At 50.1% G+C, this 16772-nt stretch carries 14 protein-coding genes; 9 read left to right on the top strand and 5 right to left on the bottom strand.

Annotation, left to right across the window (positions count from 1 at the left end):
- Nucleotides 1-12: 12 nt before the first annotated feature.
- Both HGT70_RS12450 and HGT70_RS12445 read left to right on the top strand, forming a co-directional pair.
- Complete coding sequence (locus HGT70_RS12450; protein WP_214196067.1) at nucleotides 13-519, top strand: helix-turn-helix domain-containing protein; 507 nt, start codon at nucleotides 13-15, stop codon at nucleotides 517-519.
- A gap of 11 nt (nucleotides 520-530) precedes the next feature.
- On the top strand, nucleotides 531-1361 hold the full coding sequence (locus tag HGT70_RS12445) for an IS3 family transposase (RefSeq protein WP_214196135.1): 831 nt from the start codon (nucleotides 531-533) through the stop codon (nucleotides 1359-1361).
- 72 nt (nucleotides 1362-1433) lie between these two features.
- Here the strand turns inward: HGT70_RS12445 and infA are convergent, their stop codons facing one another.
- Nucleotides 1434-1652, bottom strand: coding sequence for a translation initiation factor IF-1 (gene infA / locus HGT70_RS12440; protein ID WP_028684310.1), 219 nt, complete (start codon nucleotides 1650-1652; stop codon nucleotides 1434-1436).
- 25 nt (nucleotides 1653-1677) lie between these two features.
- On the opposite strand from infA, the gene HGT70_RS12435 reads away from it, so the two are divergent.
- Nucleotides 1678-1878: a hypothetical protein gene (locus HGT70_RS12435; protein WP_071434808.1), complete on the top strand. Its 201-nt coding sequence runs from the start codon at nucleotides 1678-1680 to the stop codon at nucleotides 1876-1878.
- Nucleotides 1879-1965: 87 nt separating this feature from the next.
- On the opposite strand, the gene aat is transcribed toward HGT70_RS12435, so the two are convergent.
- From aat to trxB, 4 genes are all read right to left on the bottom strand, one after another.
- Nucleotides 1966-2670: a leucyl/phenylalanyl-tRNA--protein transferase gene (gene aat / locus HGT70_RS12430; RefSeq protein ID WP_214196065.1), complete on the bottom strand. Its 705-nt coding sequence runs from the start codon at nucleotides 2668-2670 to the stop codon at nucleotides 1966-1968.
- A complete protein-coding gene (gene cydC, locus HGT70_RS12425; RefSeq protein WP_214196063.1) occupies nucleotides 2667-4406 on the bottom strand; it encodes a heme ABC transporter ATP-binding protein/permease CydC in 1740 nt (579 codons plus the stop codon). The genes aat and cydC overlap by 4 nt, the downstream gene beginning before the upstream one ends.
- Nucleotides 4406-6181 (bottom strand): heme ABC transporter permease/ATP-binding protein CydD, encoded by a 1776-nt coding sequence (gene cydD / locus HGT70_RS12420; RefSeq protein ID WP_214196062.1) that lies wholly within the window; start codon nucleotides 6179-6181, stop codon nucleotides 4406-4408. Before cydD ends, cydC begins: the two co-directional genes overlap by 1 nt.
- Before the next feature lie 130 nt (nucleotides 6182-6311).
- Entirely contained in the window at nucleotides 6312-7277 is a 966-nt protein-coding gene (gene trxB, locus HGT70_RS12415) for a thioredoxin-disulfide reductase (protein ID WP_214196133.1), read from the bottom strand.
- Nucleotides 7278-7663: 386 nt separating this feature from the next.
- Here trxB and lrp point away from each other — a divergent pair, with 386 nt between their 5' ends.
- The 6 genes from lrp to HGT70_RS12385 all read left to right on the top strand — a co-directional run bounded on the left by lrp (nucleotide 7664) and on the right by HGT70_RS12385 (nucleotide 16523).
- Nucleotides 7664-8158, top strand: coding sequence for a leucine-responsive transcriptional regulator Lrp (gene lrp / locus HGT70_RS12410; RefSeq protein WP_048911880.1), 495 nt, complete (start codon nucleotides 7664-7666; stop codon nucleotides 8156-8158).
- 111 nt (nucleotides 8159-8269) lie between these two features.
- Complete coding sequence (locus HGT70_RS12405) at nucleotides 8270-11704, top strand: DNA translocase FtsK 4TM domain-containing protein (protein WP_241576256.1); 3435 nt, start codon at nucleotides 8270-8272, stop codon at nucleotides 11702-11704.
- A 161-nt stretch (nucleotides 11705-11865) separates the two neighbouring features.
- Entirely contained in the window at nucleotides 11866-12477 is a 612-nt protein-coding gene (lolA, locus tag HGT70_RS12400) for an outer membrane lipoprotein periplasmic chaperone LolA (protein ID WP_071434820.1), read from the top strand.
- A gap of 17 nt (nucleotides 12478-12494) precedes the next feature.
- Entirely contained in the window at nucleotides 12495-13844 is a 1350-nt protein-coding gene (locus tag HGT70_RS12395; protein WP_071434822.1) for a replication-associated recombination protein A, read from the top strand.
- 74 nt (nucleotides 13845-13918) lie between these two features.
- On the top strand, nucleotides 13919-15211 hold the full coding sequence (gene serS, locus HGT70_RS12390) for a serine--tRNA ligase (protein ID WP_214196060.1): 1293 nt from the start codon (nucleotides 13919-13921) through the stop codon (nucleotides 15209-15211).
- Between the two features lie 151 nt (nucleotides 15212-15362).
- Entirely contained in the window at nucleotides 15363-16523 is a 1161-nt protein-coding gene (locus tag HGT70_RS12385; protein WP_214196059.1) for an MFS transporter, read from the top strand.
- The last annotated feature ends 249 nt before the right edge of the window (nucleotides 16524-16772 follow it).

Below are 16772 nucleotides of genomic sequence, written 5' to 3'. Positions count from 1 at the left end.
CGGGGGTTTTTTATGGCAAAATATAGCCGTCAGTTAAAAATTTTCATCGCTAACCGTTATCTATCCGGTGAGCCTTCGTGCTTACTTTCAAAGGAGTATTCGATACCCCCGCGTCAAATTCGCTATTGGGCTCAAGTCGTTACGCTTCACGGTGATAATGCTTTCGTCCCACTCCCTCATCTGCGCTCTGCCACAGCACGATTCGAAGCGCTAAAACTTATGTCGACAAACGGTTGGTCTCTCGGTCAAACTTCTGCTGTACTCAATTTAATTTCTTCCGGTATCCTGTCTGTGTGGCGTGAGCGCTACAACAAGCTAGGGTTTTCTGGGCTTGAATACCGACAGAGAGGAAAACCAGCAATGAAACCATCCCGTACTACGCCAGTTCGTTCAGACGATGAAAAGAGCCTCGAAGAGCTTAAAGAGGAAGTCGCCTATTTGCGTGCGGAGAATGCGGTACTAAAAAAGTTGGAAGAGCTGAAACAGTTAAAGCGACAACAAACAAAGAAAAAACGTTAGCCGTTTTAGCTCTGAAAAAACAGTATTCCTTAAAACACTTACTCTCGGCAATAAAGCTCGCAAAGAGTGTCTTTTATTACCCTATTAGCGCGTTGCAAAGACCTGTTGCTTATGAAAAAGAACTTGCTCGCATTGAGAGTATTTACCATGAGCATAAAGGCCGCTACGGGTATAGACGCATCCATTTGACACTGAAACATGAAGGGATAACACTGAATCATAAAACGGTTCAGCGTTTGATGGAAAAGCTTAACCTAAAGTCGACAGTTAGGCCCAAAAAATACCGTTCGTATCGAGGTAATATAGGAAACAGCGCCCCCAACTACCTTAAACGAAACTTCACCGCTGGCAAGCCAAATGAAAAATGGGTCACTGATGTGACCGAGTTTAACGTTGGCGGGAAAAAAGTCTATTTATCGCCCATTATTGATTTATATAATCAAGAAGTTGTGGCGTACAAAATAGCTAAGGCACCTCGCTTACAGTTGGTGACTGACATGATAGAACGGGGGTTGAGTCGCCTAACCGGGACAGAAAAACCGCTATTACATAGCGACCAAGGTTGGCAATACCGAAACCATTATTATCAGAAACAACTGGCAGATAACGGTATTAAGCAAAGTATGTCGCGCAAAGGTAATTGCTTAGATAATGCGGTTGCTGAAAATTTTTTTGGTTTATTGAAGTCAGAAATGTATCACGGGAATGATTTTAAAAATGCTGATGAGTTGATAGAAAAGATTAGCGAGTATATAGAGTATTACAATACCAAGCGGATCAAAGCCAAGTTAAAAGGCCTAACTCCGGTTGAATACCGAAACCAGGCCTTACAGGCCATCTAACTAAAAGTGTCCAAGTTTATGGGGTCACTTCATTATCCGGCCTTTTTTTATGGCAGTCATTAACTAAAATGATTAACGACTACGGAAGACAATGCGACCTTTCGTTAAGTCGTAGGGGGTCAGTTCAACGGTAACTTTATCACCGGTAAGAATACGAATGTAGTTTTTACGCATTTTACCTGAGATATGAGCGGTAACTACGTGCCCATTTTCGAGTTCTACACGAAACATGGTGTTGGGTAACGTATCCAGTACGGTGCCCTGCATTTCAATATTGTCTTCTTTGGCCATCGAATCCTCTGAATGGACTAACTAAGTGTTTAATCGACAGAATAATGCCGAATTCTTATACCTGTGTAAAGAAAAGGCGACCAATTTGGTCAGCGCTGGGCGTCAAGTGCGCCATCTTTACGTGAATGTGGGTGTTATGTCGTTTGAAGAACACGATGAATGGCTAGCCGTTAGCGCTACATGCCCTATCGTGGTTCTGCAAGAAGAGAGTGGGGGAAAGAAATAAGGTGTTTACCAAACCGCCACCAGCATAACAAGCGCCAGTATTATACTACCTTTTTCTTGAAAAAGCCTGTTAAACATTCATTCAGACCTAAAATAAGCGTTGTTTACCCCAACATTCCGGCGAAATCACCCTGTTTTGTAGCACGACTAATTGCTGCAGAAACTCAGCGCGCGGTAGGTCGCGCGCGCCCAACGATTCGGTATGCGGATTTAGGATCTGACAGTCGATAAGCTCGCCGCCAAAGCCAGCAAAGTGACGGCATAGTGTGAGCAATGCGAGTTTCGAGGCGTTGGTTCGCCGACTAAACATCGACTCGCCGCAGAAAAGCCCGCCTAACGCCATACCGTAAAGCCCCCCGACCAGGGTCGTGCCTTGCCATACTTCCACCGAATGGGCTTGACCTCGCGCGGCAAGTTCACACCATGCGCTGATGACTTGGTCGGTGATCCAGGTGCCGTCAGTATGTGTCGAGGCACAGCCTTCGATAACGCCCCGAAAATCATTATTGAGCGTTACATGATAAGGGCAAGCACGTAAAAAACGCTGCATACTTCGGCTAAGATGAAATTCCTCGATGGGAAGTACCGCGCGCGGGTCCGGGCTCCACCATAAGATAGGGTCTTCGGCAGAGAACCACGGGAATATTCCCTCGCGGTATGCGCAAAGTAATCGTTCTGCTTGCAGATCCCCACCATAAGCTAACAAACCTTGTGGGGAGCAGAGCGCCGTCTCGGGTGATGGGAAGCTCGAGATCGGTTGGTGATCCAAGCAGGGCAAGAAGCTAGCCGTCATAGCGCTTGCTGCTCTTTTTGGCGCTGACGAAACGCGTAATAGCGTGATGGGCTCGCCATTAACTGTTGATGAGTGCCCATTTCGATAATACGCCCCTCATCCATCACACAGATCTTATCGACGGCTTCAATACCTGTGAGTCGATGAGTCACTAGCAACACGGTTTTATGCTCAGTAACGGCGAGTAACAGTTGCATGATCTGGTGCTCGGTTTGAGCATCTAATCCTTCGAGCGGTTCGTCGAGTAGCCATATTGGTGCGTTATGCAGTAAGGCACGCGCAATCGCTAACCGACGTCGTTCTCCGCCGGAAAGTGGTCGCCCCCCTTCGCCTAACCAGGCATCCAATCCCGCACCGTCTAGCAGCGCGTCTAAGCCTACAGCACGTAAGCTTTCTGTCAGCTGTAAATCATCGGCTAAGGGTTGTGCGAGCGTTAAGTTTTCACGTAGCGTCTGGTTAAAAATGGCAACGCGTTGGCTGACGACGGTCGTCATTGACCGTAACTGTGTCTCTGAATAAGCCTGAATAGGCTGCTGATTAATCCTAATTTCCCCCGCTATCGGGTCCCAAGCGCGCGTTAATAGCTGCAGTAAAGTCGTCTTACCGCAACCTGTACTTCCTAAGAGGGCGATTTTCTGTTTGGCAGCCACGGTCAGCGTTAGCTGGTCGAGGACATTAGGGCCAGTATCCGTATAACGGAAATCGACATCAGTCAGTGTCAACTCACAGATCGAACCTGGATCGGCAAGCGTCGCGGGGGGAAAGTCGACCTGCGGTGTCTGTACGAGTAGCTGCTGCAGACGTTCGGCGGCGATAGAGACTTCTGATAAGTGGAGAAAGGCTACCGCAACAGGCCCAAGAGATTCGAAAGCGGCGAGGACACAGAAAATTAATAATGCGCTATCGGCGGTGGCGACCTGAGCCGCTTGAGAATAGGAAAGGGTAATAAATACCGCAATAACCGTTATTCCGGTTAAGACGATGATCAGACTTTGTGCAAGGCTACTGAGGTTCTGTTGTCGAGCCTGAGTTGCGAGCCACTTTTTCTCTGTCTGCTGAAGAGTTACCCGCCAATCCTTAGACGTTGGGAAAAGTAATAGCTCTGACATCGCACTCAAGTGGGTAGTGAGTTGCTGACGATAGGCGCTACTTAAGGCAGCAATTTGTTCGCCCGCAGGCTTCCCCTTATAGTAAAAAATCGGTGGGAAAAGAAGGATCACGCTGAACATAACTATCGCCACAATCAGCGCGGCAGACAGATTGATAAAGCTTAAGCCGAATCCGACGACCAGTGCGACCAACACCGCCCCGATCACGGGAGAGATCACCCGCAAATAGAGGTGGTCGAGCGTTTCGACATCTCCAACAAAACGGTTAAGCAGGTCACCTTGGCGGAATTGGTGGGTACCCGCGGGGGTCAATGGATAGACCTTACTAAAAATAGTGACACGAAGGTGTTTAAGAACCTTAAAGGTCGCATCATGACTGACCAAGCGTTCTAAATAACGGGCCACGGTACGCAGAACGGCCGCACCCCGCACCCCAGCGGCGGGCAACATATAATTAAAGGTATAGATCCCTGCGCTACCCGCCATGGCGGAGGCGGCGAGAAACCAGCCGGAAAGGCTGAGCAGCCCTACGCTGGCGAGTAACGTTAGCGTGGCGAGTAGAATGCCGAGTAATAGTTGCCAGCGGTGTCTACGCCACAATGTTAAGAAAGGGAGTAACGCTTTCATTATTCAATCTCCCCTGAGCGATGGCTGATCATACGTTGGAATAATCCAGCTTCTGCGGCAAGCGTTGTATAATCACCCGTTTGCACGATCTTGCCCGCCTCCATGACCATAATCACCGGCCAGTTCGTTAATTGATCCAGTTGGTGGGTGACCATCACTGTCATTTGTTGATGGCTGGCCATTTGTAGGCTCTGCATAACACGTTGTTCGTGATGACGATCGAGGCTAGCGGTCGGTTCATCCAACAGCAATAAATCGCCTTGTTTCGCTAGTGCACGGGCGACAGCGATCCGCTGGGCTTGACCCACTGAGAGGTTAGTACTCTCTTCGCTCACCTCTGTCGCAAGACCTTGCGCTAAGCGGTCAATGAATTCATCGATACCGGTTTGCTCGACGATGGTCTGTAAGGCTTCTTGGCTTAAGGTGCCTTGCGCAGAAATATTTTCCGCCACAGAACAGGAGAGAAGGCGAGGGTGTTGTCCCACCCAACTCACCCGTTCAAGCCAGTCTTGGCGAATCAATGTATTGAGTTCGTGTCCGTTGATCAGTAACGACCCCTTATAAGGCAGAAAGCCAAGTAAGGCATTAAGAAGAGTACTCTTCCCCGACCCACTCGGGCCTACGATAGCGACTCGTTGCCCTACATCCAGACGAAAATTAAGCGGTCCGACGAGGTGAACACCCTCAATAGAATAAATAATCCAATCGCGTGCTTCTATGGTGAGCGCCGTGCCGCGAGGTAAAAGAGTCGGCTGTTCAGGGAGCGTCGGTAGCAGTTTTTCAGTCTGCGAGAGAAATGCTTCAATTTCATCTGCCGCACCAGCCGCCTGCGCTTTTGCATGATAGAAACTACCAAGATCGCGTAAGGGTTGGAAAAATTCCGGGGCGAGGATCAACGCAATAAACCCTGCAAATAACGTAACCGTTCCATGGTAGCTGCCGAAGTGAAAGACGCCAAGGTAAGAGAAACCATAGTAGACCGCGACGATGGCAATAGAGACTGAGGCAAAGAACTCGAGGACTGCCGAGGAGAGAAAAGCAATCCGCAGCACTTCCATCGTTCGTAAGCGAAACTGTTCGGATGTTTCGGCGATAGCTTGTTCTTCAGGCTGGCGGCGATTAAATAAGCGCAGGGTATCCAAACCACGCAGACGATCTAGAAAATCACCGCTAAGTCGCGCGAGTGCGGCGAAATTACGGCGATTAGCATCCGCGGCCCCCATCCCCACCATAGCCATAAACAATGGGATGAGCGGGGCGGTAAGCAGTAAAATTGTCGCCGCGGCCCAGTTAATCGGATAGAGAGTGATAAGGATCAACAGTGGAATGACGGCCGCTAAGGTCATTTGCGGCAGATAGCGCGCATAATAATCGTGCATCTTCTCGATCTGCTCATGGAGCAGTGTCGTCCAACTCCCTACCGGACGGGAGGCGACCCAGACGGGTCCCAGCGTTTCTAACCGATCTACAATCACTTGGCGGATTGCGATCCGTAACACCTCGCCTGCTTTCACTCCGACTTTTTCACGTAGATAATGCAGTACCGCGCGTAAGATAAAGCATCCCATCAACATCGCGAGCCACGGATAGAGCTGAGAGAGAGGATGATGGTCAATCAGGGCTAGTTGCAGTAATTCTGCTAAACAGTATGCCTGCAAGAGGATAGCCAGCGCGCTACCTGTACCGAGTATCACTGAAAGATTGAGCCAGCGTTTTGCAAGGTAACGCTGCGCCTTGAGCCAGAGGGTAAGTTGCTTTTGTCTTGATTTATCCACGAGAGAGTCACTGACCTATTGGAATTGAACATCGACTATCTGAAAGTGACAACAACTTTAGCATGGCAGAGACAAAAAAGGCGACAGATAAGCTGCCGCCAAGATTAACCTAGATCATGCATTTAACAAATTAGTTATTTTCGCTAACTAATCCGTCTAAATAACGTTCTGCATCTAGCGCAGCCATACAGCCGGTTCCCGCAGAAGTGATCGCCTGGCGATAATTATGGTCCATCACATCACCCGCGGCGAAAACACCCGGGATACTGGTTTGGGTGGCGTTACCGGCGAGGCCAGATTGCACCACGATATAACCATCTTGTAGGGTCAGCTGATCAGCGAAAATCGCCGTATTCGGCTTGTGGCCGATGGCGATGAATACGCCAGCCACAGCTAACTCAGCAATAGACTGATCATTCGTCGATTTGAGTTTCACCCCTGTTACGCCCATCTCGTCACCGACCACTTCCTCAAGGGTACGATCAGTATGCAGGATGATGTTACCGCTGCTGACTTTATCCATGAGGCGGTCAATCAGGATTTTCTCCGCGCGGAAATTGTCGCGGCGGTGAATCAGGTGGACTTCTGCGGCAATATTGGACAAATAAAGCGCTTCTTCGACGGCAGTGTTACCCCCCCCAACCACGGCGACCTTTTGCTTACGATAGAAGAAACCATCGCAGGTCGCGCAAGCGGAGACGCCGCGTCCTTTAAAAGCCTCTTCAGAAGGCAGGCCGATATATCGGGCCGAAGCACCCGTAGCGATAATTAACGCATCGGCGGTGTATTCTTCACTGTCGCCGATAAGGCGAAACGGGCGCTGTTGAAGATCAACACTCGTGATCTGGTCGAGAATAATTTCGGTATTGAACTTAACCGCGTGCTCGTGCATCCGATCCATAAGGAGAGGACCGGTTAAGTCCTTAGGATCACCTGGCCAATTTTCGACTTCTGTGGTGGTGGTCAATTGCCCGCCTTTTTCAACGCCTGTAATTAGCACAGGGCTAAGGTTCGCGCGCGCAGCGTAGACCGCAGCGGTATAACCCGCAGGCCCGGAGCCTAGGATTAAGAGTTTGCTGTGTTTGGCCATTTTGATTCCTCAGTATCACTACATAATTTCCTTGATTGTAGGGAATCTTTACCTCGAAAAAAAGCCTCTGTGAGTTTTGTTGCCTATTGTTGTAATAGGTAGGGGAGATAAAAGGGGCTGCGCTAGAGAAATTGGTTAAAAGGGCGGCAAAAAGGGCTGTTTTATCGAGAATAATCATAGCCTATGAATAAAAATAAAAAAAATACCGAATGTTGTACTGAAAAAAGATGTTTTGCTTTGACAATCCGCTATTGTTTTGCGAAAACAGGGGAGGTGGTTAATCGCCTTAGCGTACTGCCATTTGCGACAACACAACATAAGCGGGCCAAACAATCCCCGGGCACAGGGGCGGGCTTTGTATTTAGGCTCGGCAATAAAAGAGATAATCAAACATGGTTGATAACAAAAAGCGTCCCAGCAAGGACCTTGATCGCATAGATCGCAATATACTTAATGAACTACAGAAAGATGGACGGATCTCCAACGTCGAACTCTCCAAGCGCGTGGGACTCTCTCCAACTCCCTGCCTAGAGCGCGTGCGTCGCTTAGAACGCCAAGGATTTATCCTCGGCTATACTGCGCTACTGAATCCCCATTATCTAGACGCCTCATTATTAGTTTTCGTTGAGATAACTCTGAATCGTGGGGCGCCAGATGTGTTTGAACAATTTAACGCGGCGGTGCAAAAACTAGAAGAAACACAAGAGTGTCATTTAGTTTCTGGCGACTTTGATTATCTCCTTAAAACCCGCGTACCCGATATGTCTGCTTATCGTAAGCTCCTTGGCGAAACACTCCTGCGTTTACCGGGCGTCAATGACACAAGAACCTATGTTGTGATGGAAGAAGTTAAGCAAAGTAATCGTTTAGTGATCAAAACTCGCTAGATCAGACAGGTGCAAAGGCTGAATTTTTTCGGTACACTCCTGTAAATTCATACAGGGACAACGTTATTAGCGTTGTTCCTTCCTCCCTTGACAGGCACCTGGAGAGTACTCTTGAGCCAGGAATACATTGAAGATAAAGATATTGCTTTAACCCCTATGAGTAGTGGACGCCGCTTGTTAGAGGCTTTATTGATTCTGATTGCGCTGTTTGCCGTCTATTTGATGATCTCATTAGTTAGCTTTAACCCTTCTGATCCCAGTTGGTCGCAAACGGCTTGGCACGAACCTATCCATAATTTGGGGGGTGGAATCGGTGCCTGGTTGGCAGATACCTTACTGTTCATCTTTGGGATGATGGCTTATGCCATTCCTGTCGTGATTCTTGGGTTATGCTGGATTGCGCACCGCTACCGCTTCAAAGAGCAGCACTACATCGACTTTTTCGCCATTGGTCTGCGTCTTATTGGGGTATTGAGCCTAGTCGTCACAACATGTGGCTTGGCATCACTGAATGCCGATGATATCTGGTATTTTGCTTCTGGCGGCGTTATCGGCAGTTTGGTCAGCAGCGCGATGTCACAATTTTTTGCACCTGCCTTGGGCACATTAATTCTCCTCTTTATCTGGGCTGCGGGTATCACTCTTTATACCGGCTGGTCTTGGCTAACGATCGCTGAAAAAATTGGTAATGCAGTACTGCGTGTCGTCACTTTTGCACGCCATCGCCAAGGTGAAGAGTACTGGGAAGAGGAAGAACGGTTAGAGCCACCCGTGGCGCAGCAATCCTCTGCGGATGAAGTCCCTGCCCAAAAAAGCGGAAAAAATGTTTTCCGACGCCTCGTTAATAGAGCGACACCAGAAGGTGTCGAGGCCGAGCATGACGATCCACTGTTGGCGCCGCGGCCAGCGACGACTGAGACGGCAGAGTCTCAGTACGACCCGCTGCTGGATTACGACCCATTACTAGACTATCAACCGCGGCCCGTCGAACAGGACACGGGGACTGAGTCTACACACACGGCTCCACAAGCCTATGAACCGACTATCGCACCGAAGAGTGAACCGGTTGTTGTGCAGCATCCCGATCCTGTCGCACAGCATTCTGCATCCGTGGCGCCCGTAGCCCCGCAAGCGCAGATGCCAGAGCATACCCTCTCTGTAGAAACGGAGCAGGCGCAACCGGTTTATCATTTTGAAATCCCGTCGCAAAGCCAAGCGTACCAATCCGCATCGCCTGCGGCGACTGCTATTGAACCGGTTAAGGCACCAATTACGCCAACTGTCAGCCAGCCCTCGATGGCCCAAGCACCTGCTGCTGCCGTTACCCCAGTGGCAGCCGAAGCTGTCGCGAAAGCACAATCACCTTTTGCTGCAGCGGCGAGTATGGGTAAACTGACTCATCCCGATCTCTCAGGCCAAAAGCTGAAAGAGTCAGGAACTAGCTCGCAAGTAAAACAAGGAATTGGTCCCGAACTCCCGCGTCCGAATCCAGTGCGTATTCCTACGCGCCGCGAATTGGCCTCCTATGGCATTAAGTTACCCTCGCAACGCCAGGCGGAAGAAAAGAACCGCCAGCGCGAGGAGTCTGATCAGACTGATGAAGAGCTACTGGCTAACCAGACGGCTGAATTAGCGGCACAATTCTCTGCGCAGCAGTCCGAGCGTTATATCGAGACCCCATCGGCTATCTCCTCCGAGCCGGAGGTAGATATTGAAGAACAAGCGCAGCAAGAGGAGTTGGCTCGCCAGTTCCATGCGGTGCAGCAGCAACGCTATGAACAATCGCCGCAATCGAGTCCGGCTGAAAAATCACCGCTCCTCGATCTCTCTGATTTTAGTTTTTCCCCGATGGAAGAGTTGGTCGACGACACCCCAAGTGAACCGCTTTTTACTCTCACGCCTACGGAACCGACGCCTAGCCCTAGCGTGGAGCCAGTGATCCCGCAAGCTGCGCCGGTTGAAACGCAACCTGTCGTAGAGCCAGCTCCAACAGTGGCAGCGAAAGATAGCTTATTCCATCCGTTCTTAGTGCGACACGAACAGCCGTTGGCGAAGCCGACTACGCCGTTACCGACGTTAGACCTATTGACCGCTCCCCCTGCCGAGGAAGAGCCAGTGGATATGTTCGCACTTGAACAAACGGGGCAGCTAGTCGAAGCACGACTCGCGGATTTCCGTATCAAGGCGGATGTCGTCGGGATCTCACCTGGCCCGGTCATTACCCGCTTTGAGCTTGATCTCGCGCCGGGCGTGAAGGCTGCGCGTATTTCCAATCTCTCTCGCGACCTAGCGCGTTCGCTGTCCGCTATCGCCGTGCGGGTGGTAGAAGTCATACCGGGTAAACCTTATGTCGGACTCGAATTACCGAACCAGCATCGACAAACCGTCTATCTACGCGAGGTACTCGACTGTCCAGCATTCCGGGATAACCCTTCGCCGCTGAGTATCGTGCTGGGCAAAGATATCTCGGGTGACCCAGTGGTGGCTGACCTTGGAAAAATGCCGCACTTACTGGTCGCGGGTACGACCGGTTCCGGTAAGTCAGTCGGGGTCAATGCGATGATCCTCAGTATCTTATATAAAGCGACCCCTGATGAAGTACGCTTTATTATGATCGACCCGAAAATGCTGGAGTTATCGGTTTATGAGGGGATCCCGCATCTATTAACCGAAGTCGTGACCGATATGAAGGATGCTGCTAACGCCCTGCGTTGGAGCGTCATGGAGATGGAACGCCGCTATAAACTGATGTCAGCGTTAGGGGTAAGAAATCTCGCCGGTTATAACGAGAAAATTGAACAAGCGGAAGCGATGGGGCGGCCGATCCCCGATCCGTTCTGGAAGCCGGGCGATAGCATGGATACCCAGCCGCCAGTCTTAGAAAAACTTCCTTATATCGTCGTTATGGTCGATGAATTTGCCGACTTGATGATGGCGGTGGGCAAGAAGGTGGAAGAGCTTATCGCGCGCCTCGCTCAGAAAGCGCGTGCGGCCGGTATCCACCTAGTGCTGGCTACCCAGCGTCCCTCTGTGGACGTGATTACGGGATTAATTAAAGCGAACATTCCAACGCGTATCGCCTTTACGGTCTCAAGTAAAATCGATTCGCGTACCATTCTCGACCAAGCAGGGGCTGAATCCTTGCTGGGGATGGGGGATATGCTTTATATGCCGCCGAACTCATCAATGCCTATACGGGTTCACGGTGCGTTTGTTCGCGACCAAGAAGTCCATGCGGTGGTACAAGACTGGAAGGCTCGCGGTCGTCCACAGTATATTGAAAGCATTACCGCGGGTGATGAAAGCGACAATGGCGCTGGCGGGCCTGATGGCAGTGGTGAAGAGCTCGATCCGCTGTTTGATCAAGCAGTCGGCTTCGTCGTTGAGAAACGTCGCGCCTCGATCTCCGGTGTACAGCGTCAGTTCCGTATCGGCTATAACCGTGCGGCGCGTATCATCGAGCAGATGGAAGCGCAAGGGATCGTCTCCGAACCAGGAAATAACGGTAATCGGGAAGTCCTCTCGCCGCCTCCCCACGAGATGTAATCGCTAAGTCGGCAGAATAAATAGGCCAGAGTTTACTCTGGCCTATTGTCTATAAGAAGAACGTCCCCATATCCTATTTACACCTATTCTCCTGTTCGAAGAGTAAAGTTAAGACTACAGTTATTCCACCTCGAACAAGAACTTATAAGGAATTACCAGTGATGAAAAAGATGACCGTTGCCACAGGATTGATGGCGAGTTTACTTTCTTTACATGCCTTCGCCGATGATGCCTCGGCCTTGCAATCACGCCTGAATAAGGTGAATAGCTTTCATGCCAGCTTTACCCAAACCGTGACTGATGGGTCGGGTGCAAACGTGCAACAGGGACAAGGTGAGTTGTGGGTAAAGCGTCCTAGCTTGTTCAATTGGCATATGACTGCTCCGGATGAAAGCACTATTATCTCTGATGGTAAAACACTCTGGTTCTATAATCCGTTTGTTGAGCAGGTAAGCGCGACCTGGCTGAAAAACGCGACGAGTAATACACCGTTTATGCTTATCGCGCGCAATCAAAGTACTGATTGGAAGAACTATAATGTGCAACAGCAAGGCGATCACTTCGCGCTGACGCCAAAAACCGGTGGCGGGAATTTGAAACAATTTAGTATTGATGTGACTCCAGAGGGAACCATCAACCAATTCAGCGCGGTCGAGCAAGATGGCCAGCGCAGTAATTATCAATTAAAAAGTCAGAAAAATGGCGCGATCGAAGCGTCTAAGTTTCAGTTTACCCCACCGAAAGGCGTGACGGTGGATGATCAGCGTCAATAAGTAACAAGGGGGAAGCCGTGAGTAATCTATCGTTAGACTTTGCGCCAGCCGCATTTCAACCATTGGCTGCGAGGATGCGCCCGACAACACTCGATGAGTATATCGGCCAGCATCATATTCTAGCGCCCGGTAAACCCCTCGCTAAAGCGATTAAAGCGGGACACCTTCACTCTATGATCCTGTGGGGGCCTCCCGGTACCGGAAAAACGACGCTTGCGGAGATCATGGCGTTCTACGCGCAAGCTCACGTCTCGCGCGTTTCTGCCGTCACTTCCGGTATCAAAGAGATCCGCGAAGCGATCGAATTAGCCCGTATCAATCGTCAATCTGGACAACACACGATCTTGTTCGTTGACGAGGTACACCGCTTCAATAAAAGCCAACAAGACGCGTTCTTACCTCATATTGAAGACGGTACTATTACCTTTATTGGGGCGACGACGGAAAATCCCTCCTTCGAACTTAACTCTGCGCTGTTATCCCGGGCGCGGGTCTATTTATTGAAGTCGTTAAGCAATGCGGAGATAGAAAGTATCCTCGACCAAGCGATGGCCGATAGCGAACGTGGGTTAGCGGGGCAAAATCTTGTTCTACCCGACGCTACCCGTAAAATGATCGCTGAGCTGGTCAATGGCGATGCACGGCGAGCGCTCAATACCTTAGAGATGATGGCCGATATGGCGGAGGTTTCAGCGCAAGACCAACGTTTGCTAACCCCCGAGCTCCTCACCGAGATCGCTGGTGAACGGAGCGCGCGCTTCGATAATAAAGGCGACCGTTTCTACGATCTCATCTCTGCCTTGCATAAGTCGGTGCGCGGTTCTGCCCCAGATGCCGCGTTGTATTGGTACGCGCGTATCATCACCGCGGGCGGCGATCCGCTCTATGTCGCGCGCCGCTTATTGGCTATCGCCTCAGAAGATGTGGGGAATGCCGATCCGCGCGGCATGCAGGTGGCGCTCGCAGCATGGGACTGTTATACCCGAGTAGGTCCGGCAGAGGGGGAGAGGGCGATAGCCCAGGCGCTGGTCTATCTAGCCTGTGCGCCCAAAAGCAACGCAGTTTATACCGCCTTTAACCAAGCGATGCAGGATGCTCGGCACTCGCCTGACTACGATGTGCCTGACCACCTGCGTAATGCCCCAACAGCCTTAATGAAAGAAATGGGGCTGAAGAAAGAGTACCGCTATGCCCATGACGAGCCACACGCTTATGCGGCTGGCGAGAACTATTTTCCTCCCGAGATGGCGCAGACTCGTTACTACCACCCAACTTCTCGTGGCCTCGAAAGCAAAATTGCTGAAAAACTCGCCTGGCTTACCGAGCAGGATCATAATAGTCAGACAAAACGCTACCGCCGCAATTAACATTCCGGTAATCTGACACTTATCGTTGTCGTGACTCACGACAAGTTTTTTTCACTTACTTAAACAGGATTAGCATGCTCGATCCCAATCTGCTGCGTAATGAGCCAGACGCAGTTGCAGAAAAACTGGCACGCCGAGGATTCACCTTAGATGTAGAAACGCTGCGCTCGCTCGAAGAGCGTCGTAAGGTTCTGCAAGTTGAAACGGAAACGTTGCAAGCCGAGCGTAATGCACGATCCAAATCGATCGGCCAAGCGAAAGCGCGCGGGGAAGATATCGAGCCATTGCGAAACGAAGTCAATGTGTTAGGGGAAAAGTTAGATCAGGCAAAAGCCGACCTCGACGCGTTACTGAGTGAAATCCGCCAGCTAGCCTTAACCCTACCCAATATCCCCGACGATGTGGTTCCCGATGGGAAAGACGATAGTGAGAACCAGGAAATCTTACGCTGGGGTACGCCTAAGCAGTATGATTTTCCGGTGAAAGACCATGTCGATTTGGGCGAGATGAGCGGTGGGTTAGATTTTGCATCTGCGGTGAAACTCACCGGTTCACGTTTCGTCGTAATGAAAGGCCAGATTGCACGCCTACACCGTGCCTTAGCTCAGTTTATGCTCGATTTGCATACCGAGCAGCACGGCTATACTGAGCTGTATGTTCCTTACTTAGTTAACCATGACTCGCTGTTCGGAACGGGACAACTTCCTAAATTCGGTAATGATCTGTTCCACACCCGTCCTCTCGACGAAGAAGCCGGTAACAGCCAGTACGCGCTAATTCCTACGGCTGAAGTGCCGGTCACTAATCTCGTCCGTGATGAGATTATCGACGAAGAGACCCTGCCGCTTAAGTTTACTGCGCATACGCCGTGTTTTCGTTCTGAGGCGGGTTCCTATGGCCGCGATACACGTGGGTTAATCCGTATGCACCAGTTCGACAAAGTCGAAATGGTGCAGATCGTTGCGCCTGAGCACTCCATGGAAGCCTTAGAAACATTGACGGGACATGCGGAGAAGGTCTTACAGTTACTCGACCTGCCGTACCGCAAAGTATTACTTTGCACGGGTGATATCGGTTTTGGCGCCTGTAAAACCTATGACCTCGAAGTTTGGTTACCAGCGCAGAATACTTATCGCGAAATCTCGTCGTGCTCAAATACCGGAGACTTCCAAGCTCGGCGCATGCAGGCACGTTGTCGTTCGAAGAGTGATCGCAAAACACGTCTCGTTCATACCCTCAACGGTTCTGGTTTGGCAGTGGGCCGTACACTGGTTGCTGTGCTTGAAAACTACCAGTTAGCAGAGGGTCGTATTCAAGTGCCAGAAGTATTGAAACCTTATATGAAAGGCCTAGAGTTTATCGGCTAATTATCGAAATAGGTGAGAAGCTCCGTCGGCAACGATGGAGTTTTTTTTTGCCCGAAACAAAAAATGCCTTCTATAATTTTGGCTAATTGACTTTGGTGTAAACCCTGCCATTATTCGCCTACTTTCCCTACTCTGAGTTATCCCAACCATCATGTCGGCGCTTTCACGTCCAGTTGTGCTTTTACTGAGTGGCTTGCTACTTTTAACGGTATGCATCGCTGTGCTCAATACACAAATTCCGCTGTGGCTTTCCCACGAGTCATGGTCAACCCTACAAATTGGGTTAATCAGTTCAGCATTCTTTACCGGAAACCTTACCGGTACGCTATTTGCGGGTAAATTAATTAACCGCTTAGGCTTCAATCGTAGCTACTATTTAGCCACCGCGATTTTCGCTATCGCGACCTTAGTCTTAGTCTTTAGCCACTCTTTTGAAAGCTGGGCATTTTGGCGTTTTATCGCCGGTAATGGCTGTGCCTTACTGTGGGTGATTGTTGAAAGCGCCTTACTCTGCTCCGGGACTATTTCGAATCGCGGACGTCTGCTCGCGGCCTATATGATTGTCTATTACCTTGGTACCGTTTTCGGGCAGCTGTTTATCAGTGCCATGCCATTATCGGTCAGCGCGTTAGTCCCCGCTTTGGTGACCCTGATGATGTTGGCGATTATCCCATTATTATTTGTCGCGGTCACCGCGGGGGAGGCGGAAGAGGCATTAGAAACGCCTAAGCAACCCGGCGTGATAAAGATGTTCTTTCGTCGTCAATCCCGTCTGGGGATCAACGGATGCATTATCTCCGGCGTCGTCTTAGGATCACTGTACGGCCTGATGCCGCTGTATCTTTCTCATAAAGGAATGAGCGATAGTAATGTCGGATATTGGATGGCGCTTTTAATCAGTGCGGGTATCATCGCGCAGTGGCCGTTGGGTAAATTAGCCGATCGTTATGGGCGCTTACTGGTACTGCGCGTACAGGTCTTTGTCGTTATCCTCGCGGCAATTGCCATGTTGATGAATGCCTCGTTGGTGGCCGGATTATTTATTCTCGGCAGCGCGGGCTTCACCCTCTATCCGGTAGCGATGGCGTGGGCTTGCGAAAGAGTCGCTAAGTCCGAGCTGATCCCGATGAATCAAGCGTTGTTGCTCAGCTATACCGCCGGAAGTCTTGCAGGGCCCGCGATTACGTCGTTACTGATGGAAACCTGGTCAGACAATATCTTATTCGTGATGATCGCAATCGTGGCGTTTGTATACTTGATGATGTTGCTGCGTAAAACGGATCAGCAGGCGACCCCTATTGCTCACGCATAAAAAAAGGCCTCGATTGAGGCCTTTTTTTTATTCCAATAATATATCTAATACAGGCCTCTTCGTTAGTAGGGTCTTTGTACTAAATTTATGACACTTAAGCTTACCGTATAGATTTTGAGATCAGGCCGTACTAGCTTGGTAAATCGAGGGTATGAGCATCGAATCATGTAGCTTGATAAGTATGCTACCTAGTCTAACCTCTGATGAGGTGAGTGGTTTACGTGTACGAGTAAACATCCCTTGAATAGG

The sequence above is a fragment of the Rosenbergiella collisarenosi genome, assembly GCF_018494085.1.
Taxonomy (GTDB): Bacteria; Pseudomonadota; Gammaproteobacteria; order Enterobacterales; family Enterobacteriaceae; genus Rosenbergiella; species Rosenbergiella collisarenosi.
The sequence above is the reverse complement of the archived record's forward strand: the minus strand, read 5'-3'. Positions and strand labels throughout refer to the sequence as shown.